We start from the raw sequence: 20,304 nt of genomic DNA, 5'->3' as shown, positions 1-20,304 counted from the left end.
TCCATGAATAGCGGAAAACTGCTACGACTGCGCTGTGTGGGCGTCCTTGGTCCACATCAGGCAGGAGCGCGTGGCCAGGGCCACCACCACTCCGTCCTGGTTCCGGCCGGTGTGTTGCATGGTCACAATACCTTGGCCGGGACGTGACGAGGACAGCCGTTTACCGGCAATCACAGTTTCCGTATACAGGGTATCCCCGTGGTACAGCGGGTGCGGAAAGGTAACGTCCGTCAGGCCCAACTGGGCAATGATGGTTCCCTGCGTCAATTGCGTCACCGACTGCCCCACCATGGTTGAGAGGGTGAACATGGAGTTCATCAGCCGTTGCCCAAAAGGTTGCGTAGAACTCCATGCCGCGTCCAAGTGCAGCGCCTGCGAGTTCATGGTCAGGGTGGTGAAGAGGACGTTGTCCGTTTCCGTCACCGTTCGCCCGGGCTTATGCGCGTAGATGACGCCCTCTTCGAGCTCGTCGAAATAGAGTCCGCGCTGCTCAACAACGCGCGTCATACGGTGAGCTCCTGATCTTCCTCAAACAAGTCCGCGCCGGTCGCAGCCACCACGTCCTCCAACGTCACGCTGGGAGCAAGTTCGCGAAGCACCAGCCGCGGCTCCCCCTGGTCTTTGACGACGTCGATCACTGCCAGGTCCGTGATGATCCTGTCCACGCAGCCCTTCCCTGTGAGGGGCAGCGAACACGCCTTCACGATCTTCGGCCTGCCGTTGCGGTCCACGTGCTCCATCATGACGATCACCTTCTTGGCGCCGAACACGAGGTCCATGGCCCCGCCCATGCCTTTGACCATCTTGCCTGGAATCATCCAGTTGGCGAGGTCCCCATTCTCGGCCACCTCCATGGCACCAAGGACAGCAACATCAACATGCCCGCCACGGATCATCCCAAAGGACGCGGCGGAATCGAAGAACGCAGCGCCGGCATTGGTGGTGACCGTTTCCTTGCCGGCATTGATGAGGTCCGGATCCACCCGGTCTTCAGCCGGGTATGGGCCAACGCCCAGAATGCCGTTCTCGGAATGGAGAATCACTTCCACTCCGGCGGGAATGTAGTTGGGAATCAACGTGGGCATACCGATGCCCAGATTCACGTACTGCCCGTTGGTCAGTTCCTGCGCAACGCGGGCGGCCAGTTCGTTGCGGGTCCAGCCTTTGGTGTCCGGATGTTCGACGGCGGCACGACGGTACTCGTGGCGCACGGCTTCGGGACGGGGCGGCATGTCCTGCAGGTTCGATTCCATCGCTAAGCTCCTGCCTGTTGACTAGGTGCGGCACCGGGCGCGGTGCCCTTGCCTGTTGCGGGCAACGCAACCGTCCGTTTCTCAATGCGCTTCTCCGTTGAGGGTGCCACCACGACTCTTTGCACGAAGATGCCCGGGGTGTGAATGTGCTCGGGATCAAGCTCGCCCGTCTCCACGAGCTCTTCAACTTCGGCGATAGTCACCCGGGCCGCCATGGCACACAAGGGATTGAAGTTCATGGCTGCTGCATGAAAGACGAGATTCCCGTGCCGGTCGCCCTTCCAGGCGTGAACCAGGCCAAAGTCGGGGGTCAGGGATTCCTCCAACACATAGTCGGCGTCATTGAAGGTCCGCACCTCCTTCGGCGCCGACGCGATCGCAACGTTGCCGTCGGCGTCGTACTTCTGCGGAAGGCCACCTTCGGACACCTGGGTTCCCACACCGGCTTTGGTGTAGAAGGCCGGAATGCCCGCGCCGCCGGCCCGAAGCTTTTCGGCGAGGGTGCCCTGCGGAGTGAGAACCACTTCGAGCTCCCCCGCCAGGTACTGGCGCGCGAATTCCTTGTTCTCGCCAACGTAGGAGCTCACAGTGCGTCGGATGCGACCGTCTTTCAGCAGGATGCCCAGCCCCCAATCATCCACGCCGCAGTTGTTGCTGACCGTTTCCAGGTCTGTGGTTCCCTGTTGATGCAGTGCGTCGATCAACGAAACCGGGATACCGCATAAGCCGAAACCTCCGACGGCGAGCGAGGCGCCGTGGGGGATGTCCTTCACCGCTTCCGCGGCACTGGCAACAACCTTGTCAATCATCCTTGATCCTTCCCCTGCGGTTAAAGACCCAGCTCGCGGGCGATGAGCATCAGCTGAACCTCTGTGGTGCCCTCGCCGATTTCCAGGATTTTGGAGTCCCGGAAGTGGCGTGCCACCGTGAATTCGTTGATGAAGCCATAGCCGCCGAACACCTGGGTGGCGTCCCGCGCGTTGTCCATGGCTGCCTCGCCTGCGACCATCTTAGCGATGGCCGCTTCGGTCTTGAACGGCTTGCCGGCCAACATCCTGAAGGCAGCGTCGTAGTAGGCAAGACGCGCAGTGTGGGCCCTGGCCTGCATCCGGGCGATCTTGAATTGGATGGCCTGGTACTTGCCAATGTTCTGCCCAAAAGCGCTGCGTTCCTTGGCGTACTTCACCGAAAGGTCAACGCATCCCTGCGCCGCGCCAGTGCCCAACGCCGCAATGGCGATGCGGCCTTCGTCCAGGATGGACAGGAAGTTCGCGTAGCCCCTGCCGCGCTCGCCCAAGAGGTTGGCTTCGGGAACCCGGACGTTGTCCAACGTCAGGGGGTGCGTATCCGAGGCGTTCCAGCCCACCTTGTTGTAGGCCTTTTCGGCGGTGAACCCGGGCGTGTCGGTGGGCACCAGTATGGTGGAGATCTCCTTCTTGGTACTGCCGTCCGCATTCTCCTGCTTGCCGGTGACAGCGGTGACGGTGACCAGCGTGGTGATGTCCGTGCCGGAGTTGGTGATGAACTCCTTGTTCCCGTTGATGACCCACTCGCCGTTCTCTGCGTGGGCGTGGGTTTTGGTGCCGCCGGCGTCCGAGCCCGCCTCGCGCTCCGTCAGGCCAAACCCGGCCAAGGAACGCCCGGACGCCAACTGGGGAAGCCACTGTTCCTTTTGTTCCTGGGTGCCGAAACGGTATATGGGCATGGCGCCCAGCGAGACTCCGGCTTCCAGAGTGATGGCCACGGACTGATCCACGCGGCCCAACTGCTCAAGCGCAAGTGCCAGTGCAAAGTAGTCGCCCCCCATACCGCCGAACTCCTCCGGGAAGGGCAGCCCGAACAAGCCCATCTCCCCCATCTGCTTGACCACTTCATAGGGGAAGCTGTGTTCTTCGTCGTGCTTGGCGGATACGGGCGCAACCACTTCGTCGGCGAATTCCCTGACGGAGTCGCTGAGGTCCTGATATTCCTCGTTCAGTTCAAAAGTGCTCATGGCTGGACTTCCTTGTCTTCAATATCGTCTTCAATATCGTCTTCAACGTGAATCGTGGCGAGCACTTGGTCGGCTTTGACCAGGTCGCCGGGCTTGCTGGTGAGGTGGACGGTCCCTGCGACCAGTGCCACCAGTTGGTGCTCCATCTTCATGGCCTCGACGGCCATAAGGACTTGCCCTTCTGCAACGGTGTCGCCGTTGGCCACAGACACTGACACGACCGTTCCTGGCATCGGCGAGCGCACTTCAGGATCTGCGGAACCTTCATCGCGTTGAATGCCTGCGAGCATTCGCCGCAGGCGCGCAGCGCGGTCCAACACCTCGAGGCGGCAGGACCAGCCGTCGTTGCCAATGTGGATCTCCCGCACAGCGCCCGGCACTGGGGAACCGACGCCCACGGCGAACGTGACCACGCCGCCGTCGAACTCCAAAGCAATGCCGGTCTCGCTGCGGTCCGCGAGCACCACCCTGTGAGCCGGACCCCCGTCAATCCGCACCGACAAGGAATCGGATCCTTCGACGACGGACACGGTGGAGACGTCCCCCGAGGGCAGGCCGAACGTGACGGTCCAGGCACCCGGGACGCCGACGCGCCATGAATCAGGCACCCCCCATGCGTCGCCCGCGAGGGTCGGTCCTTGGCGGTCCAGCCAGAGTGTGAGTGCCGCGGCGGTCACTTCGGCGGCACCGGCATGCCTGAACTCCAGCTGGGGCAGTTTCCGCTCGATGAGGCCGGTATCGAGGTGCCCGGCACGGACGTCGTCGTCGTTGATCAGCAGCCGCAGGTACTCGACGTTCGTGTCCACACCGAGCAACGTGTAGCGGCTGAGCGCAGCGTCCAGCGTATCCAGGGCAGCGGCGCGGTCATTGCCCCACGCGATGACTTTGGCGAGCATGGGGTCGTAGTCGCCGGTGATCTCAAGTTCGTCCCGCATGGCCGAATCGATCCGCACGTTGGCGTGGGTTCGCGGGTGTCCCGTCACCGCGGCATCCGGGGCTCCGTCTTCGGCGAGCGCCACAATCCGGCCCATGGACGGCATGAAGTTCCGTTCCGGCACCTCCGCGTAGACCCGCGCCTCGACGGCGTGGCCGTTGAGTACGACGTCGGACTGCGCCACGGTGAGCACCTCACCGGCGGCGATCCGCACTTGCCATTCAACGAGGTCAATACCGGTGACCATCTCCGTGACCGGATGTTCAACCTGCAGCCGGGTGTTCATCTCCATGAAGAAGAATTCGTCAGGGTGTTCATCGGACACCAGAAATTCAACCGTTCCGGCGCCACTGTAATTGACCGAACGCGCGGCGTTGCAGGCGGCCTCACCGATCCTGGCTCGTTCTTCTGCGCCGTCGGCCAGGGACTCAAACAGTGCTGAAGGCGCCTCTTCGATCACCTTTTGGTGACGCCTTTGCAGGGAGCACTCCCGCTCGCCCAAGTGGATGACGTTGCCGTGGTTGTCGGCCAGGATCTGGACTTCAATGTGTCGCGGAGATTGGATCAGCCGCTCCAGGAACAGAGTGTCGTCGCCGAAAGCCGATGCCGCCACGCGCCGGGCAGTCTGCAGGATGGATGGCATGTCCTCCAGCCGCTCCACCACGTGCATTCCCTTGCCGCCGCCGCCGGCCGAGGGCTTGATCAGCAAGGGGAAACCGACTCCCGCTGCAGCGTCCAGCAGTTCCTGGTCTGTAAGGCCCGGCGTGGCGATGCCAGGCACGCACGGGACGTCGTACGCCATCACGTGGTTTTTGGAGCGGATTTTGTCGCCCATGACGTCAATGGCATCGATGCCCGGGCCGATGAACGTGATCCCTGCGGCGTCCAGGGCTTTGGCGAACTCCACGTTTTCGGAGAGGAAGCCGTACCCGGGGTGGACTGCCTGCGCACCCGTGCGACGGCAGGCATCAATGATGGCCTCGATGCGCAGGTAACTCTCCGACGGCGATGTGCCGCCGATGGCAACAGCTGTATCGGCCAACTCGACGTGTTTGGCGTTCTTGTCCGCGTCCGAATAGACAGCAACTGAACGGATCCCCATGTCCTTCAAGGTCCGGATGACGCGGCAGGCAATCTCGCCCCGGTTTGCGACGAGGACGGTGGTAAGGGGTCTTGCCCCGGAAGGGGCTGGAGCGGTGGTGGTGGCTGGGAGCGTCATGGTCACATCCTGAAGAGGCCGAAGGAGGTCTCGGGCAGTTGTTGGCGGGAGACGACGTCCAGGGCCATGCCCAGGACTCGGCGGGTGTCTGCGGGATCGATGATGCCGTCATCCCAGAGCCGGGCGGTGGAGTAGTAGGGACTGCCTTGGTCTTCGTATTGCTGCTTGATGGGAGCTTTGAATGCTTCCTCGTCCGCAGCGGACCATTCTTCGCCTGCGGCCTCGTACTGCTCCCTCTTAACCGTGGCCAACACGCTGGAGGCTTGGTTTCCGCCCATAACTGAGATGCGTGCTGCTGGCCACATCCAAAGGAACCGGGGCGAATAGGCCCGGCCGCACATGGAGTAGTTCCCGGCCCCGAAGGATCCGCCGATCACCACAGTCAGCTTGGGAACCCTGGCGGTTGCTACAGCGGTCACCATCTTGGCGCCGTTCTTGGCGATGCCGCCCTGTTCGTAGTCTTTCCCCACCATGAACCCGGAGAGGTTCTGCAGGAAGATCAGCGGAATGCCGCGTTGGTCGCAGAGTTCGATAAAGTGCGCGCCCTTCAAGGAGGACTCGCTGAACAGAACCCCGTTGTTGGCCACGATGCCCACGGGATGACCATGCAGGTGGGCGAATCCGGTGACCAGGGTAGTGCCGTAGTTCTTCTTGAACTCATGGAACTGAGAACCATCCACGATCCTCGCGATCACTTCGCGGACGTCGTATTGGGCGTTGACGTCCGTGGGAACCACGCCGTAGATCCCGGAAGGGTCGACCACGGGCGGCAGGACGACGTCGAGCACGTCCCACGCCGGTTGAGCCGGCTTGGGCAACGTCGAGACAATGTCCCGCACGATCTCCAACGCATGCTGGTCGTTCTCCGCCAAGTGGTCTGTGACACCGGAGATCCGGGAGTGGACGTCTCCGCCGCCGAGTTCCTCGGCCGTGACGATCTCACCGATCGCCGCCTTCACCAAGGGGGGTCCGCCCAGGAAGATCGTGCCTTGGTTCCGGACAATCACTGTTTCGTCGCTCATGGCCGGCACATACGCGCCGCCGGCCGTGCAGGAACCCATGACCGAGGCGATCTGCGGGATCTTGGCCGCTGACATTTTGGCCTGGTTGTAGAAGATCCGGCCGAAGTGCTCCTTGTCGGGGAAAACCTCGTCCTGCTTGGGAAGGAATGCTCCCCCGGAATCCACCAAGTAGATGCAGGGAAGCTTGTTCTCCAAGGCGATTTCCTGGGCCCGGAGGTGCTTCTTCACGGTCATCGGATAGTAGGTGCCGCCCTTGACCGTGGCGTCATTGGAGATGACCAGAACGTGCCTGCCATGGACCAGCCCGATGCCGGCGATCACTCCCGCGCCCGGAGAATCGTCGTTGTACATGCCGTTGGCGGCCAGCGGTGCGATCTCCAGGAACGGACTGCCGTCATCCAGCAGGTAATCGATGCGCTCGCGGGGCAAGAGTTTCCCCCGGGCAATGTGGCGTTCACGGGATTTCTTCGGACCGCCCAGTGCAGTTACTGCAAGCCGTTCCTTCAATTCCTCCACCAGGGCGAGTTGCGCTTCCTGGTTGGCTTCAAAGGTGCCGCTGGTGGTTCCCATCAGACTGGCAAGTGTCTCCATTGACCGTGTTCCATTCCCGGCCCAAGGCCATTTCGGTTAGTGCCACGTAACTGAAATTTAGGTTAGTCTTTATTAACTGTGATGTCCAGCACAGCTGGCCAGCCAAGGAGGAAGAGTGACCGGAGCCCCGGAGACCGGCATGGAGGCCACCCGCGTCGCCGCAACCCAGCGAAGCCAAGCCAAGGAAGTCCGGCGGCTTGCCCTGTTGTCCGCGGCCGCAGGCCTGTTCGCGGAGAACGGCTTCACCCGCGTGTCCCTCGAAGACCTCGGCGCCGCCGCCGGCGTCAGCGGACCCGCCGTCTACCGACACTTCCCAGGTAAGCAAGCGGTATTGGGCGAACTGCTGCTGAGCGTCAGCCGCGACCTCCTCGACGGCGGGCACCGAGTGGCAGCCGAAGCCGCGGACCCTCGGGAGGCGTTGCTGGGCCTGGTGCGGTTCCATGTGGATTTCGCGCTCACCAACCCTGACGTGATTCGCGTTCAGGACCGGGACTTCAGCAGCCTCACCGACGCCGACCAGGCCGAGGTCCGGTCCCTGCAGCGCGGCTACGTCGAAACGTGGGTAGCCGTCCTGGGGCAAATCCACACCACCACCGATGTAGCCAATCTCCGCGTGCGCGCCCACGCGGCCTTCGGCCTCATCAACTCAACCCCCCATTCCGTGCGGCACCACGGCCGGAAGATCGCCATGAAGTCGGCGCGCCCCATCCTTGAACAGATGGCCCTGGCAGCTTTGACGGTTGAGGAGGACCTCGCTTCCTAGGACTCACAGGGCCTCCCTCAGGGGCTGCGCAGCAGCACGGCCACGCCTAGGCTTGAGCACTGAAGCAGCAACAGTGCAGGCCAAGGATGAGGAGCACCCCATGAAAATTGCCGTCACCGGTGGAAGCGGCAAGCTGGGCAGGAGCGTGGTTCGACGCTTGACCCAGGACGGCCACAACGTCCTCAACCTGGACCGGGCAGGCGCCAGGGGCCCGGGCTATGTCAGCGTCGACCTGCGCAACTATGGTCAGGTGCTGGATGTGATCCTCGGCCTGGACGATCGGCACAACGGCCTCGACGCGATCGTCCACTTGGCCGCGATTCCGGCCCCCGGACTCGCACCGGATGCTGCGATCTTCGAGAACAACATCCTCTCCAGCTACAACGTCTTCCAGGCAGTCCGGCGGGCAGGGATCAAGAAGGTCGTGTACGCCTCCAGCGAGACCGTGCTGGGGCTACCCTTCGACATTGACCCGCCCTACATTCCCGTTGACGAGGACTACACGGCGCGGCCCGAAAGCACCTACTCACTGGTCAAGCACCTCGAAGAACAGATGGCCATCCAACTCACCCGTTGGGACCCGGACCTGAGCATCACTGCACTGCGGTTCTCCAACGTCATGGACCCTGAAGACTACGACGCGTTCCCCGGCTTCGATGCCGATGCGAAGCTTCGCAAATGGAACCTGTGGGGATACATCGACGCCCGCGACGGCGCCCAAGCAGTGGTCCGGGCCTTGGAGAACGCAGCCCCGGGTTTCGAGACTTTCATCATCGCGGCTTCCGACACCGTGATGAGTCGAAGCAGCGCCGAGCTGGCAGCGGAAGTATTTCCCGGCGTCGAGGTCGTCAAGGAACTTGGCCAGCACGAAACCATGCTGTCCATCGACAAGGCCCGCAGACTGCTGGGCTTCGAACCCGAGCACAGCTGGCGGGGCGTCCACTCCAACAGGACCACTCCCACCGAAGACTAGCCCCGCCCAACCGGACAGCAGCAGGCCCCCTTGAGGCTTCAAGGGGGCCTGCTGCCTGTGTGGGTTCTAGACCATGGTCATCACCATGGCCGGATCGGCCAGGATGGCACCGAGGTCGGCGAGGAACCTTGAGCCTTGCTCCCCGTCCACCAAACGGTGGTCGAAGGACAGGCTCAGGGACATCACCTGACGTACCGCGAGTTCATCGTTGTGCACCCACGGCGCCTTCCGGACGGCGCCCAGAGCCACGATGGCGGCCTCACCCGGGTTCAGGATTGGCGTCCCGGCGTCGATCCCGAACACCCCGATGTTTGTGATGGAGAACGTCCCGCCCGAAAGATCCGCCGGCGACGTCTTGCCAGAGCGGGCGGTGTCCGTGAGGCCGGAGAGAGCGGTGGCCAGTTCACGCAGTGTCAGGCGGTCGGCGTCCTTGATGTTCGGTACCGTCAGCCCGCGCGGCGTGGCAGCCGCGATGCCCAGGTTGACGTAGTTGAACTGGACAATCTCCTGGTTCGCCTCGTCCCACCGCGAATTCAGCGTCGGGTTGTTCCGTAGCGCCACCAGCACCGCCTTCGCAGCGATGGTGAGCGGTGTCAGCTTGAACCCCTCAAACGCCTTGTTCGCCTTCAACCTGGCCAGAAGTTCCATGGTGGGCGTGACATCGACGGTCAGGAACTCCGTGACATGCGGGGCAGTGAACGCACTCTGGACCATGGCAGCAGCTGTGAGCTTACGGACACCCTTAATGGACGTCCGTGTTTCGCGTTCGCCTTGGGGCACGACTGCGGCCACATGCGGCTCAGCTTCCGGCTCCTGCGAACCCGTGAAGTTCTGCACATCTTCCCGGGTGATGAGGCCCCCGGGACCAGTGCCCTTCACGCTCTCCAGGTCTACGCCCAGGTCACGCGCCAGCTTACGGACCGGTGGCGTGGAACGGGGTCGCTCGCCTGTTTCCTTGTCCGCTTGGGGCGCCGCGGGAGTCGCTGCTGCGGGCGCCTTCGGCGCTTCGGCTTGCTCCTGCTTCAACGATTGAGCCTGTCCGCGAGCGCGCCGGGTAGGTCGGCCCGTGTGTTCGACGACGGCGCCGTAGCCCACCAGGTTCGGCTCACGTTTGGCCGGACTCCCCACAGCCGGACCCGCGGCTGCCGTGGGAGCCTCTGGCGCTTCGTCCGCAGTCTCGACGGCGCTGGCGCCCCTCCCGTTGGCGACGTCGCTACCGTTGGCGGCTCCGGCGTCGTCCACTTCGAAGGAGACGATCGGTTTGCCGACCTCCACCACACTGCCGGGCTGCTCGTGCAGGGCTGCGACGACACCTGCGAACGGCGAAGGCAACTCGACCACGGCTTTGGCGGTCTCGACCTCGGCGATGACTTGATTCAGCGTCACGGTGTCCCCCACCGCGACCTTCCAGCTCAAGATCTCCGACTCGGTCAGGCCCTCGCCAAGGTCCGGCAGCCTGAATTCCTTGATCATGGTGGCGGTCATCCTTCCAGTCCGCTCAGGGAGTTGCGACGACCCAGGGCGCGGTCCACGCCGTCGAGGATCCTGTCCAAGTCCGGCAGATGGTGCATTTCGAGCTTGGAATACGGGTAGGGAACATCAAAACCTGTGATCCGCACCGGTGCAGACTCCAAATAATTGAAGCAACGCTCCGTGATGCTGGCGGCGATCTCGGCGCCGAGGCCACCGGATTGTCCGGCTTCGTGGGTGATGACCAAGCGGCCGGTCTTCCGGACGGACGCTTCCACCACCGGGTAATCCACGGGGGACAGCGAACGGAGGTCGATGACTTCCACGGAGATGCCCTCATCTGCTGCGGCCTGCGCGGCGTCCTTGGCGGTTTTGACCAAGGGGCCGTAAGCAACCAAAGTGACATCGTTGCCCGCGTTGACCACTGCCGCCTTATCCAACGGCAAGGCGGAGGAGAGGTCGATTGCCTCATCGACGTCGCCCTTGTCGTGATAGCGGCGCTTCGGCTCAAAATAGAGCACCGGATCATCCGAGGCGATGGCCTGGCGGATCATCGTGTACGCGTCCTGCGGGTTGGAGACGGCCACTACGCGCAATCCGGACGTGTGCGTGAAGTACGCTTCCGGGGATTCCGAGTGGTGTTCGGGAGATCCGATTCCACCACCAAACGGGATGCGGATGGTGATGGGCATCTTGACGCGGCCCTGGGTACGGTAGTGCATCTTGGCAACCTGGCTCACGATCTGGTCGAACGCCGGGTACACGAAGCCGTCGAACTGGATCTCGCAGACCGGGCGGTAACCGCGGTACGCCAAGCCCACCGCGGTGCCGATGATGCCGGACTCAGCCAGCGGGGAATCGATCACCCGGTGCTTGCCGAAGTCCTTCTGCAGTCCGTCGGTAACGCGGAACACGCCACCCAGGGAACCAATGTCTTCGCCAAGGAGAACCACTTTGGGGTCGTCTTCGAGGGATTTCCGGAGGCCGGCGTTGATGGCGCGGGCAAACGTTAGCTTGGACATCAGAGTGCACCTTCCTCGACGGACTCGTTGAAACTGTTCAGATAGCGGGAGTAATGGTCCTTCTGGCGCTCAATCCACGGGTTCGGCGTGCTGTAGACGTGGTTGAACACGTCCAGCGGCTGGGGATCGGGCATGTCGATGCAGCTCGTGCGGAACTCGTGGGCGACGGCGTCGGCCTTGGCCTTCACCCTGGCTTCAACGTCCTCCGTGAGGAGGCCCTTGGCGTCCAACAACCTGCGCAGCCGGAGGATGGGATCCTTGGCGGCCCAATCTTCGAGTTCATTCGGGTCGCGATAGCGCGTGGGGTCATCGGCGGTAGTGTGCGGACCCATCCGGTACGTCACTGCCTCGATGAACGTAGGCCCGCCGCCCTTCCGCGCACGGTCCAGCGCAATGCGGGTAGCCGCCATGACGGCCAGGACGTCGTTGCCGTCCACGCGCATGCTGGGGATGCCGAAACCGGTTGGACGGTCTGCGAGTTGAACATGGGACTGTATGCGGACGGGCTCGGAAATGGCCCAATGGTTGTTCTGGCAGAAGAAGACCACAGGGGCCTGGTAGCTGGCAGCGAAAACCATGGCCTCATTGACGTCGCCCTCGCTGGTGGCGCCGTCGCCAAAGTAGGCGATGACCGCCGTGTTGGCGCCATCCAGTTGAACGCCCATGGCGTACCCGGTGGCGTGCAGGCTCTGCGAGCCAATGATGATCTGCGGAGTGGCCATGTTAATCCGCTGCGGATCCCAGGCGTAGGACGCGTTTCCGCGCCAGACCTTGGCAATCTCGGAGAGGTGCGCACCGCGCACATAAGCAACGCCGCTCTCGCGGTAACTCGGGAAAACAAAGTCGTCGTCGCGCAGTGACCTGCTGGAACCGATCTGCGACGCCTCCTGGCCCAGCAGTGGCGGCCAGAGCGCCAGTTCGCCTTGGCGCTGGAGTGCCGTGGCTTCGGAATCTATGCGGCGGATGACGGTCATGTCCTCATACAAGGAACACAATTGCTCGTCACCGATGTCCTTGACCCAGACGTCGAACTCGGGATGGCTGATCCGATCGCCTTCGGGCGATACCAACTGGACCAGATCGCCACCGGTCCTCAGTGGGTTATGTGCACTTTGTCCAGGGCCCGGAGCGTCGTGCCGCACTCCCTCGCCCGCCTTATCCATCAACACAGGTGATCGCAACCTTCCGGCTCGTTTTCGTCGGCGCTGGCAAGACTTGTGATCCAGCCGCACACCGGCCCCCAGGCACCTTCGCCCGGGTTATTTGTGACCCTACTCACAACGCGCACGCGGTACAACTACCCTCGCAGAACTTGAGCATTATGCCCTGTTTGCCTTCTTGGCTCCGTGCTAATCTTGCGCATTATGCAACCCTTGGATGGCACTGACACCCGACTCCTTTCCGCGATGGCCAAGGACCCCCGCGGCACTGTGGTCGCCCTCGCCCAGAAGCTCGGACTCTCCCGAAACACCGTCCAAGCACGGATGGCCCAACTTGAAAAGAAACATGCGTTCTTGTCCTTTGAACGCCGCATCAACCCGGTGGCCCTGGGGTACCCACTGACGGCTTTCATCACCGTCCATGTACAGCAGCAAAAACTCGCTTCCCTGGCCCAAGACCTGGCGGCCATTCCGGAGATCCTGGAAGGCTTCGGACTCACAGGATCAGCTGACCTGCTGTTGCGTGTGGTGGCACTGGATGCTGAGGACCTCTATCGCATCAACGGCAAGATCCTGGCGTGCGACGGCGTGGACCGAACCGATACGGCCTTGGCAATGCGGGAAATGATCCCCTACCGTGTGCAGCCCCTCCTGGGCCGACGCTCGGAGGCAAGCTAAGCCCACGTTATTGTTGTGCGCGCCTCTTGCCCGCTGAATGGCAGATGCGATTTGATGCAGGTGGACGCACAGGGGGCCGGCCAGAGGTTCCCGGCTACATGGTGGCGCTGCCGCAGGCTGCCGAAAGGGGCACTACCGTGAGCAACCCGCAGGAACCGTACCAGCCAGGACAGAACCCCGGATATGGACAGCCGGGCCAGAACCCACCCCCTGTCCCGCCTGGACCCGGGTACCCCCAAACAAACCCGGCTCCCCCGCAATGGCAACAGCCGCCGTCGTCCGTCGACCCCCAGTACGCAGCGCCGCAGACCGGTGCGCCTCAGTACGGAGCCCAGCAGTACGGCAATCCGCAGTACTCGGGACCCGGGCAGAACCCGCCAGGTCAGTACCTGCCGGGTCAGTACCCGCCAGGTCCGCCGCCGCGCAAGAGCAAAAAGGTGCTGTGGATTGTCCTCAGCATCATCGCCGGAGTGATCGTGCTGGCAGTGGTCGGCATCTTGGTACTGGTCAACGTGGTGGGAGGCGCTACGTCCAAGGCGAGGACCTTGGCCGACGAGTTCACCACCTTGGTGGTCCAGGGCAAAACCGAAGAAGCATACGACAACTACCTGCACCAGGCTCTGAAGGATGAGCTGGACAAGCAGTCCTTCGTGGACGGTATCGCGAGCCTGGAGCTGGACAGCTCCTGCAAGCCAAACTACAACTCGGTGAGCGTGAACTCGGAGAACGGCAACAACACGGCGGACCTTTCGGGAACACTGCAATGCTCGGGCAAGAACATCGAACTCAAGTACGTTTTCGAAGGCACCGACGACCTCAAAATGAGCAGCATACGGCTACGGCCCTGACCGCTGGAAAAATCTTCCGAAATCCCACCCATCCATCCCGTCGCATGGCCCGAATCACTGCTTGAGAGCCCCGCCCGGGGCTCCGCAGGACGGCCGGGAAAGCCCCGGCCACCACCGGAAGGTTCGGACCAATGCGTACTTCGCCCAATCGCTTGATCGCCACCATCTTCGGAGCCGTATACCTCCTCGTAGGTGTACTCGGGTTCTTCGTCACAGCAGGAGTAGGTTTCTTCGCAACAGAAGGCGCCAACCTCATCATTTTCGCCGTGAACCCCCTCCACAACGTCATCCACTTGGCCATCGGCGCCGCGCTTCTCTACTCCGGCATGAACAGCGTCACGCTGTCCAAGTCCGTCAACACCGCCGTTGGCGGCGTTTACCTCCTCGTCGGCATCCTCGGGCTCTTCCTGGTGGGCAGCTCGCTGAACATCATCGCCCTGAACGGCGCGGACAACGTCCTGCACCTCGCCAGCGCTGTTGTCCTGCTCGGTGTGGCACTTTCCCAGGACAAGGTCACCGCAGCTTCCGCCCGCGCCTAAGCCGCCCGTAGCTGAGCCAGCCGTAGCCGAGAGGACAACCACGATGGTGCGCAACGATCACCCGACGCTCAAAGCGGCAACCCTGCTGTTCGCATGTTTTGCGGCCATGGCGGCCGGGATGGTCGATCTGTCCATCGCGGCCGGCTACCTCACCGGAGCTGGTTCAGCCATACCCGGCATGATGCTTGCCGGCGGTGCGGCCCTCGCAGCCGGCCTGGCCTTCCTGGCTTGGTCGCTGCTGGGGCTGCACCGCAACGCCGTCATTGTGCCGAGGTTCGCATTTCCGGCCTTGGCTGCCGCGGCCGCAGCGCACGTGGCAGTGCTTGCCGCCGGGCTTTCCGCGTCGCCGCGCTCACTTGATGTGAGCCACTTGGCGGCGCTGGGCCTCACACTCATGGTTCTGGCCGGAGCAGGCTGGTTGCGCCGGCAAATCAAGACCAACGACGGCGGCGCCCACGGCCAGCCAAGGACCGGGCGGCTTCTGGCAGCCGCGTTCGGAGCCGCCGTCGTTGTCGCTTCAGTGGCGACACCCGGATTGGCCGCGTCGATGGCGGGACAGCACGCAGTCCCGCACGGGGAACACGGCCAGACGCCTCCCGCGGGATTGAATTCCAATGGAGGATCCGGCCACCATCACTGAATGAAGCACCCTGAACCGGCGCATCATCGACACCCTGCCCATGGTCGATGATGCGCCGTTTTTGTTGGGGGTGTTGATGCTGCCCGGGGTTCGGGGATCATGGAGCCATGGATCCCGTTGAGGCGCTCGAAGAAATCTCCTTCTGGCTGGAACGCGGCCAGGCCGCGTCGTTCAAGGTCCAGGCCTTCAGAAAAGCGGCCGACGCCGTTCGGCAGCTACCGCCCGATGACCTGCCGAGGCTGATCCGCACCGGACGGCTGACCAGCCTGAAGGGCATCGGCAGCCGGAGCGCTGAAGTCATCACCCAAGCCCTGGAAGACATGGTTCCCGAGTATTTGGCCGACCTTCGCGAACGCGGCACGGAACCGCTGGCTTCAGGTGGACACGCCATCCGTTCGGCCTTGCGTGGCGATCTGCACAGCCACAGCAATTGGTCCGATGGTGGCTCACCAATCGAAAGCATGGTGGCTGCCGCCCGCACTTTGGGGCGGGAATACCTTGCCCTCACCGACCATTCCCCCAACTTGCAGATCGCCAACGGCCTCAGTGCCGAACGGCTCGACAAACAACTGGCCGTGGTGGAAGGGATCAACGCTTCTGCCGATGGATTCCGTTTGCTGAAGGGCATCGAAGTGGACATCCTGGAGGACGGCACCTTGGATCAGTCCCCTGAGATGCTGGACCGCCTGGACGTAGTGGTGGCAAGTGTCCATTCCAAACTGCGGTCTGACAAGAGCACCATGACCAAGCGAATGTTGTCCGGCATCCGGGACCCGCACACCAACGTCCTGGGCCACTGCACCGGCCGGCTCGTCCAGGGATCCCGGGGCACACGCCCAGAGTCCGAATTCGACGCCGCGAAAGTCTTCAAGGAATGCGCGGAGTGGGGTGTCGCCGTCGAAATCAATTCACGGCTGGAACGCCAGGACCCCCCGGACCGGCTCGTCCGGATGGCCCTGGACGCAGGATGCCTCTTCAGCATCGACAGCGACGCCCACGCCCCGGGCCAGCTCGACTTCCTGCAGTACGGCGCAGAACGTGCGGAGGCATTGGGGGTGCCTATGGAGCGGATCGTCACCACGTGGCCTCTGGAACAACTCAAGGAATGGCTCAGCCTGAAGAAGTAGGCCGGTGATTCCGGGAGCGCAAGAGAGGGCTCCCCTGCGTTGCGTTGCAGGCCGTTCGTCTGGGGCGGGTGCGCTGGTGCTTGATTTCAAGTTCAGCTCATGTGTCCTGCCACAAGCGCGGGAATGATCATCTGTGACGGTGTGGACGTAGGCGTAGCCCAGAAGTGGGTTCCCTCGGAGACGGAAAGGGGCCAGCCGGATTCGACTGACCCCTTCAGGTTGTACGTGCAGTTCAGTTGGTTCGAGAAGCCGCTGATTGAATGGCCTTGGCGAGGTCGCGAGGACGGCTCCACATCGGCCAATGGCCCGTCGGGAGGTCAATGACGTCGAGGTGCTCGAGGTTCGCGACTTCGGCAAACATGGCATGGCCTGCGCGGGCCAGCTCCAGCACCTGCGTGCTCGGGATCGAGCAGCACACCAGGGTGGTCCGGACCTGGCGGCGGGCATCGTTGGTGAGTTCGACGGGCTGACGAAGCACGGGGCCGGGCTCAGGGACGGCCCGGGCCCGGAAACGCTCGAGGACCTCTGCGCTCAAGCCCTCGAGGCTCGCCTGCTGCGCGAGAACATCGAAGGACGGCAACGGAAGCTCCTCCACCCCCTCAGGGAGGTCTGGGGCGAAGGCGCTTCCCGTCGCCATAGGGCCGGAGTCAACCCACACCACCCGATGGACAAGGTCAGGGTGCCGGTCAAGGACAAGGCTGACGGGGGCGTTCGCCCCACTGTGAGCGACGATAGTCGCGGGCTGATCCTCGGAGACCCCGAGTCGAGTGATAACGTCCAGGACCGCTGCGGTTTGATCGTCGAGAGTCTTCTCCGCACGCTTGGGATCGTCCCCGTCGAGACCAGGCAGCGTCATCGCGATTGCACGAGAGTGGCCGGTTTTCAGGTGTTCAAGGACTTCATCCCACGCCCAAGCGCCCAGCCAGTGGCCGGGGATGAGAATCATGGTCGGATTACTCGTAGTAGTTGTCATGTCACCACCCTCATAGTCGCTGCGGGCAGGTGTATGTCACTATTTGTGTCATGAATTTGTTGCGGGCGGAACGGTGAAGCGGACAGAGCGACTCCATGCCCTGTCCGAGATGCTACGCCGTAACGGATCCCGGGGTTGCTCCGCTGAGCGGCTGGCAAGAGAGTTCGGCGTGTCCGTGCGCACGGTCAAGAGAGACCTCGCTGCGCTCGAGAACAGCGGCGCGCCCGTATGGTCCCGCCCAGGTCCGGGCGGTGGCTACGGATTGGCTGCAGGAGCGTCCCTGCCTCCTGTCAGCCTGTCCCCAGCGCAGGCCGTAGCGCTCATGGCGGCCGTGTCCGCTGCACCTGATGCCCCCTACGCCGATCTGGCCGCAGCCGGGATCCAGAAGATCCTGGACGTCCTCGATCCCAGAACCCGGGCAAGAGCCGACGAGCTGGCCGGCCGCGTCTGGGTCAACGCGCTTCCCTCCTCTTCCCGCCCAATCAAGTCGGCACTGGAGGAGGCGATGGCCGAGCAGCGAGTGATCCGCATTCGCTACACATCGAGAGACGGGACCACAACCACCCGCGACGTCGAACCTGTCTTGTTCGCCTCCACGAACGGCCAGTGGTACCTAGTTGGGTGGTGCCGACTGCGCAACGCAATGCGATGGTTCACCGTGCCGCGCATCGAGCGGGCCGCCGTAACCAAGACGGCCTGCGGCGGCCATACCATCGACGAGGTCGGAGAACCCCCAGCTAACGCCAGACCGGTGCACGGCCGGGGCACCGACGCCGGTTAGTGGTCCACTGCCTTCTCCGCACCAACGCCGGTCAGCGAGCGCACCTCCATCTCGGCTTGCTTCGCCGGATCCTCACGACGCTTGTCCAGAACCGTTCCCAGCCAACCGAGCAGGAAAGCCAACGGGATGGACACGATACCCGGATTGCTGAGCGGGAAGAACGCGAAGTTGGCGCCTTGGATCATGGACGTCTTGGCGCCCGACACCACGGGCGAGAACGTGATCAGCAGGATGGCTGAGGCCAGGCCGCCGTACATGCTCCACACGGCACCTTGCGTGGTGAACTTCCGCCAGAACAAGGAGTAAACGATCGTTGGCAAGTTCGCGGAGGCCGCGACAGCGAAGGCGAGCGCCACCAGGAAGGCCACGTTCTGGCCGTTGGCGAAGATGCCACCCAGGATCGCGAGGACGCCGATCACCACTACCGTGCGCCGTGCCACCTTGACCTCTGTGGTGGCATCGGCCTTGCCCTTGGAAAGGACGTTGGCATAGATGTCGTGGGCGAACGAGGCCGCCGCCGTGATGGTCAGACCTGCCACCACTGCCAGGATCGTGGCGAAGGCGACGGCGGAAATAAAGCCCAGGAGCAGCGGCCCGCCGAGGTGGAAGGCCAGGAGCGGAGCTGCGGAGTTGACGCCGCCGGGCGCGGACTTGATGGTTTCTGCACCAACCAAGGCTGCTGCACCGTAGCCAAGCACCAGGGTGAACAGGTAGAACAGGCCGATCAACCAGATGGACCAGACCACCGATTTTCGGGCTTCCTTCGCCGTGGGGACCGTGTAGAAGCGCATCAGCACATGCGGGAGGGCGGCAGTGCCCAAGACCAGCGCAAGCCCCAATGACATGAAGTCGAGCTTGGACGTTTCCGTCTTGCCATATTGCAGGCCGGGGTTGAGGACGTTCGGATTGTTGGCGGCCTCAGCGGCGGATCCCAGCAGATTGGAGAGGTTGAATCCGTAGATCGACAGGACCCACGCTGTCATGACTGCTGCGCCGGCAATCAGCAAGATGGCCTTGATGATCTGTACCCAGGTGGTGCCCTTCATGCCGCCGATGAGCACGTACATGATCATCAGGGCGCCGACGACGATGATCACCAACGCTTGTCCGCCCCAGTCGCTGATGCCCAGCAGGAGCGAAATCAGGCTGCCCGCACCGGCCATTTGGGCCAGAAGGTAGAAGAAGCAGACCGCAAGTGTTGAGAGTGCAGCCGCGATCCGGACAGGCCGCTGGCGAAGCCGGAACGACAAGACGTCAGCCATGGTGAACTTACCGGTGTTCCGCAAGAGTTCGGCCACCAGGAGCAAGGCAACCAGCCACGCCACAAGGAAGCCGATGGAATAGAGAAACCCGTCGTAGCCGTTGATGGCGATTGCACCGGTGATCCCGAGGAACGACGCTGCCGACAAATAGTCTCCCGCAATGGCCGTGCCGTTCTGCGAGCCAGTGAACGAGCGGCCGGCGGCGTAGTAGTCTGCCGCCGTCTTATTGTTCCTGCTCGCGCGGAAGACGATCACCATGGTGACCAGGACGAAGAGTGCAAAGATGCCCATGTTGAGGAGCGTCGTGTCTTTCAATGCGGCGACGTTGACCGCCGGGACCATGGTGTTCATTTGGCAGCCCCGCTGATCACATTGCCGTCTTTGTCGAATTCGTGGCCTTCGATCTCGTTGCGGATCTCCGCCGCGATGGGATCCAGTTTCCTGTTCGAGTAGCTCACGTACCAGGCCGTGATGCCGAAGGTGGTGACAAACTGGAGCAGGCCGAGAATCAGGCCAACGTTGATGTTGCCCCAGACCTTGATGGACATGAAGCCGACTGCATAATCGGCCAAAAGAACATACGCGAAATACCAAAGCAAGAATGCTACTGCCATCGGGAAGACAAAGCTGCGGTGCCTCTTGCGCAGTGTCTTGAACCGTTCCGTCTGCTGGACCTGCTGGAAGTCCACGGACGCCGTTGCGTCCTGGGGTTGGGCCTCATTACCCATGGTTCCTCCTGATTGTGATGTGTCCACATCAGCTCCACACGCCTCGCCAATGTGACTGCAATCACTATCGAACGCAAGGTGCCCGCTCCTCCAGAGAATCGCGCCGGGCCTTCGCTCAGCGGTCGCGATGCTGCGCCAAACGGTGATGTGAGTGAGGGTCGGGGAAACACCGACGGGATCTGAGAGAGGGTCGAGGAAACACCGACGGGATCTGAGAGAGGGCCAGGATCCTTTGCCGGCCAGCCAACCCTCACCCACATCCCACCCCCACCCAGCCAACCCTCACCCACATCCCACCCCCACCCAGCCAACCCTCACCCACATCCCA

At 62.9% G+C, this 20,304-nt stretch carries 20 protein-coding genes; 8 read left to right on the top strand and 12 right to left on the bottom strand.

Features of this window, described 5'->3' with window-relative positions; genetic code table 11:
* Window positions 1–21: 21 nt before the first annotated feature.
* From ACIQC5_RS07180 to ACIQC5_RS07155, 6 genes are read right to left on the bottom strand one after another with little or no spacing between them, the layout of a single operon-like run.
* On the bottom strand, window positions 22–507 hold the full coding sequence (locus tag ACIQC5_RS07180; RefSeq protein ID WP_400279922.1) for a MaoC family dehydratase: 486 nt from the start codon (window positions 505–507) through the stop codon (window positions 22–24).
* The gene (locus tag ACIQC5_RS07175) at window positions 504–1,253 is read right to left on the bottom strand and encodes a CoA transferase subunit B (protein ID WP_400279920.1); all 750 of its coding nucleotides are present in this window, start codon (window positions 1,251–1,253) and stop codon (window positions 504–506) included. The genes ACIQC5_RS07180 and ACIQC5_RS07175 overlap by 4 nt, the downstream gene beginning before the upstream one ends.
* A 2-nt stretch (window positions 1,254–1,255) precedes the next feature.
* Entirely contained in the window at window positions 1,256–2,062 is an 807-nt protein-coding gene (locus ACIQC5_RS07170; protein WP_400279918.1) for a CoA transferase subunit A, read from the bottom strand.
* Window positions 2,063–2,082: 20 nt separating this feature from the next.
* Entirely contained in the window at window positions 2,083–3,246 is a 1,164-nt protein-coding gene (locus tag ACIQC5_RS07165; protein ID WP_400279916.1) for an acyl-CoA dehydrogenase family protein, read from the bottom strand.
* Complete coding sequence (locus tag ACIQC5_RS07160) at window positions 3,243–5,399, bottom strand: acetyl/propionyl/methylcrotonyl-CoA carboxylase subunit alpha (protein ID WP_400279914.1); 2,157 nt, start codon at window positions 5,397–5,399, stop codon at window positions 3,243–3,245. Before ACIQC5_RS07160 ends, ACIQC5_RS07165 begins: the two co-directional genes overlap by 4 nt.
* Window positions 5,400–5,401: 2 nt before the next feature.
* Complete coding sequence (locus tag ACIQC5_RS07155) at window positions 5,402–7,012, bottom strand: carboxyl transferase domain-containing protein (protein ID WP_400279912.1); 1,611 nt, start codon at window positions 7,010–7,012, stop codon at window positions 5,402–5,404.
* Window positions 7,013–7,151: 139 nt separating this feature from the next.
* On the opposite strand from ACIQC5_RS07155, the gene ACIQC5_RS07150 reads away from it, so the two are divergent.
* Together ACIQC5_RS07150 and ACIQC5_RS07145 are read left to right on the top strand one after the other, a co-directional pair.
* Entirely contained in the window at window positions 7,152–7,775 is a 624-nt protein-coding gene (locus ACIQC5_RS07150; protein WP_400280164.1) for a TetR/AcrR family transcriptional regulator, read from the top strand.
* A 100-nt stretch (window positions 7,776–7,875) separates the two neighbouring features.
* Window positions 7,876–8,748: an NAD-dependent epimerase/dehydratase family protein gene (locus ACIQC5_RS07145; RefSeq protein ID WP_400279910.1), complete on the top strand. Its 873-nt coding sequence runs from the start codon at window positions 7,876–7,878 to the stop codon at window positions 8,746–8,748.
* A 66-nt stretch (window positions 8,749–8,814) separates the two neighbouring features.
* Here the strand turns inward: ACIQC5_RS07145 and ACIQC5_RS07140 are convergent, their stop codons facing one another.
* Genes ACIQC5_RS07140 through pdhA form a run of 3 tightly spaced genes read right to left on the bottom strand, consistent with a single transcriptional unit; the run spans window position 8,815 to window position 12,409 of the window.
* A complete protein-coding gene (locus ACIQC5_RS07140; RefSeq protein ID WP_400279908.1) occupies window positions 8,815–10,233 on the bottom strand; it encodes a dihydrolipoamide acetyltransferase family protein in 1,419 nt (472 codons plus the stop codon).
* The gene (locus ACIQC5_RS07135) at window positions 10,230–11,240 is read right to left on the bottom strand and encodes an alpha-ketoacid dehydrogenase subunit beta (protein ID WP_400279906.1); all 1,011 of its coding nucleotides are present in this window, start codon (window positions 11,238–11,240) and stop codon (window positions 10,230–10,232) included. Before ACIQC5_RS07135 ends, ACIQC5_RS07140 begins: the two co-directional genes overlap by 4 nt.
* Window positions 11,240–12,409, bottom strand: coding sequence for a pyruvate dehydrogenase (acetyl-transferring) E1 component subunit alpha (gene pdhA, locus ACIQC5_RS07130; RefSeq protein WP_400279904.1), 1,170 nt, complete (start codon window positions 12,407–12,409; stop codon window positions 11,240–11,242). Before pdhA ends, ACIQC5_RS07135 begins: the two co-directional genes overlap by 1 nt.
* Window positions 12,410–12,604: 195 nt before the next feature.
* Here pdhA and ACIQC5_RS07125 point away from each other — a divergent pair, with 195 nt between their 5' ends.
* From ACIQC5_RS07125 to ACIQC5_RS07105, 5 genes are all read left to right on the top strand, one after another.
* Window positions 12,605–13,078 (top strand): Lrp/AsnC family transcriptional regulator, encoded by a 474-nt coding sequence (locus ACIQC5_RS07125; RefSeq protein ID WP_400279902.1) that lies wholly within the window; start codon window positions 12,605–12,607, stop codon window positions 13,076–13,078.
* A gap of 137 nt (window positions 13,079–13,215) precedes the next feature.
* Complete coding sequence (locus ACIQC5_RS07120) at window positions 13,216–13,926, top strand: hypothetical protein (RefSeq protein ID WP_400279900.1); 711 nt, start codon at window positions 13,216–13,218, stop codon at window positions 13,924–13,926.
* 131 nt (window positions 13,927–14,057) lie between these two features.
* Window positions 14,058–14,465, top strand: a complete 408-nt coding sequence (locus ACIQC5_RS07115; RefSeq protein ID WP_400279898.1) for a DUF4383 domain-containing protein — start codon at window positions 14,058–14,060, stop codon at window positions 14,463–14,465.
* Window positions 14,466–14,508: 43 nt separating this feature from the next.
* On the top strand, window positions 14,509–15,105 hold the full coding sequence (locus ACIQC5_RS07110; RefSeq protein WP_400279896.1) for a hypothetical protein: 597 nt from the start codon (window positions 14,509–14,511) through the stop codon (window positions 15,103–15,105).
* A gap of 107 nt (window positions 15,106–15,212) precedes the next feature.
* A complete protein-coding gene (locus ACIQC5_RS07105) occupies window positions 15,213–16,232 on the top strand; it encodes a PHP domain-containing protein (RefSeq protein WP_400279894.1) in 1,020 nt (339 codons plus the stop codon).
* Between the two features lie 232 nt (window positions 16,233–16,464).
* Here the strand turns inward: ACIQC5_RS07105 and ACIQC5_RS07100 are convergent, their stop codons facing one another.
* Window positions 16,465–17,205 carry an alpha/beta fold hydrolase gene (locus ACIQC5_RS07100; RefSeq protein ID WP_400279892.1) on the bottom strand — a complete coding sequence of 247 codons (741 nt, stop codon included), beginning with the start codon at window positions 17,203–17,205 and terminating at the stop codon, window positions 16,465–16,467.
* Between the two features lie 73 nt (window positions 17,206–17,278).
* On the opposite strand from ACIQC5_RS07100, the gene ACIQC5_RS07095 reads away from it, so the two are divergent.
* The gene (locus ACIQC5_RS07095; RefSeq protein ID WP_400279890.1) at window positions 17,279–17,986 is read left to right on the top strand and encodes a helix-turn-helix transcriptional regulator; all 708 of its coding nucleotides are present in this window, start codon (window positions 17,279–17,281) and stop codon (window positions 17,984–17,986) included.
* On the opposite strand, the gene ACIQC5_RS07090 is transcribed toward ACIQC5_RS07095, so the two are convergent.
* Both ACIQC5_RS07090 and ACIQC5_RS07085 read right to left on the bottom strand, forming a co-directional pair.
* Window positions 17,983–19,599: a cation acetate symporter gene (locus ACIQC5_RS07090; RefSeq protein ID WP_400279888.1), complete on the bottom strand. Its 1,617-nt coding sequence runs from the start codon at window positions 19,597–19,599 to the stop codon at window positions 17,983–17,985. The two genes, ACIQC5_RS07095 and ACIQC5_RS07090, sit on opposite strands and share 4 nt — an antisense overlap.
* A complete protein-coding gene (locus ACIQC5_RS07085; RefSeq protein WP_400279886.1) occupies window positions 19,596–19,976 on the bottom strand; it encodes a DUF485 domain-containing protein in 381 nt (126 codons plus the stop codon). Before ACIQC5_RS07085 ends, ACIQC5_RS07090 begins: the two co-directional genes overlap by 4 nt.
* Window positions 19,977–20,304 lie beyond the last annotated feature (328 nt).

It is taken from the genome of Paenarthrobacter sp. NPDC092416 (assembly GCF_044755025.1).
Classification (GTDB): domain Bacteria; phylum Actinomycetota; class Actinomycetes; order Actinomycetales; family Micrococcaceae; genus Arthrobacter.
This window is presented reverse-complemented; position numbering and strand designations above follow the sequence as displayed.

Excerpts from the sequence above, each read along its gene's own strand:
- ACIQC5_RS07160 (WP_400279914.1), bottom strand. The coding sequence starts at position 5,399 with ATGACGCTCCCAGCCACCACCACCGCTCCAGCCCCTTCCGGGGCAAGA.
- ACIQC5_RS07150 (WP_400280164.1), top strand. The coding sequence starts at position 7,152 with ATGGAGGCCACCCGCGTCGCCGCAACCCAGCGAAGCCAAGCCAAGGAA.
- ACIQC5_RS07105 (WP_400279894.1), top strand. The coding sequence starts at position 15,213 with ATGGATCCCGTTGAGGCGCTCGAAGAAATCTCCTTCTGGCTGGAACGC.
- ACIQC5_RS07125 (WP_400279902.1), top strand. The coding sequence starts at position 12,605 with ATGCAACCCTTGGATGGCACTGACACCCGACTCCTTTCCGCGATGGCC.
- ACIQC5_RS07145 (WP_400279910.1), top strand. The coding sequence starts at position 7,876 with ATGAAAATTGCCGTCACCGGTGGAAGCGGCAAGCTGGGCAGGAGCGTG.
- ACIQC5_RS07170 (WP_400279918.1), bottom strand. The coding sequence starts at position 2,062 with ATGATTGACAAGGTTGTTGCCAGTGCCGCGGAAGCGGTGAAGGACATC.
- ACIQC5_RS07175 (WP_400279920.1), bottom strand. The coding sequence starts at position 1,253 with ATGGAATCGAACCTGCAGGACATGCCGCCCCGTCCCGAAGCCGTGCGC.
- ACIQC5_RS07140 (WP_400279908.1), bottom strand. The coding sequence starts at position 10,233 with ATGACCGCCACCATGATCAAGGAATTCAGGCTGCCGGACCTTGGCGAG.
- ACIQC5_RS07180 (WP_400279922.1), bottom strand. The coding sequence starts at position 507 with ATGACGCGCGTTGTTGAGCAGCGCGGACTCTATTTCGACGAGCTCGAA.
- ACIQC5_RS07165 (WP_400279916.1), bottom strand. The coding sequence starts at position 3,246 with ATGAGCACTTTTGAACTGAACGAGGAATATCAGGACCTCAGCGACTCC.
- ACIQC5_RS07085 (WP_400279886.1), bottom strand. The coding sequence starts at position 19,976 with ATGGGTAATGAGGCCCAACCCCAGGACGCAACGGCGTCCGTGGACTTC.
- ACIQC5_RS07115 (WP_400279898.1), top strand. The coding sequence starts at position 14,058 with ATGCGTACTTCGCCCAATCGCTTGATCGCCACCATCTTCGGAGCCGTA.
- ACIQC5_RS07110 (WP_400279896.1), top strand. The coding sequence starts at position 14,509 with ATGGTGCGCAACGATCACCCGACGCTCAAAGCGGCAACCCTGCTGTTC.
- ACIQC5_RS07090 (WP_400279888.1), bottom strand. The coding sequence starts at position 19,599 with ATGAACACCATGGTCCCGGCGGTCAACGTCGCCGCATTGAAAGACACG.
- ACIQC5_RS07155 (WP_400279912.1), bottom strand. The coding sequence starts at position 7,012 with ATGGAGACACTTGCCAGTCTGATGGGAACCACCAGCGGCACCTTTGAA.
- ACIQC5_RS07100 (WP_400279892.1), bottom strand. The coding sequence starts at position 17,205 with ATGACAACTACTACGAGTAATCCGACCATGATTCTCATCCCCGGCCAC.
- ACIQC5_RS07135 (WP_400279906.1), bottom strand. The coding sequence starts at position 11,240 with ATGTCCAAGCTAACGTTTGCCCGCGCCATCAACGCCGGCCTCCGGAAA.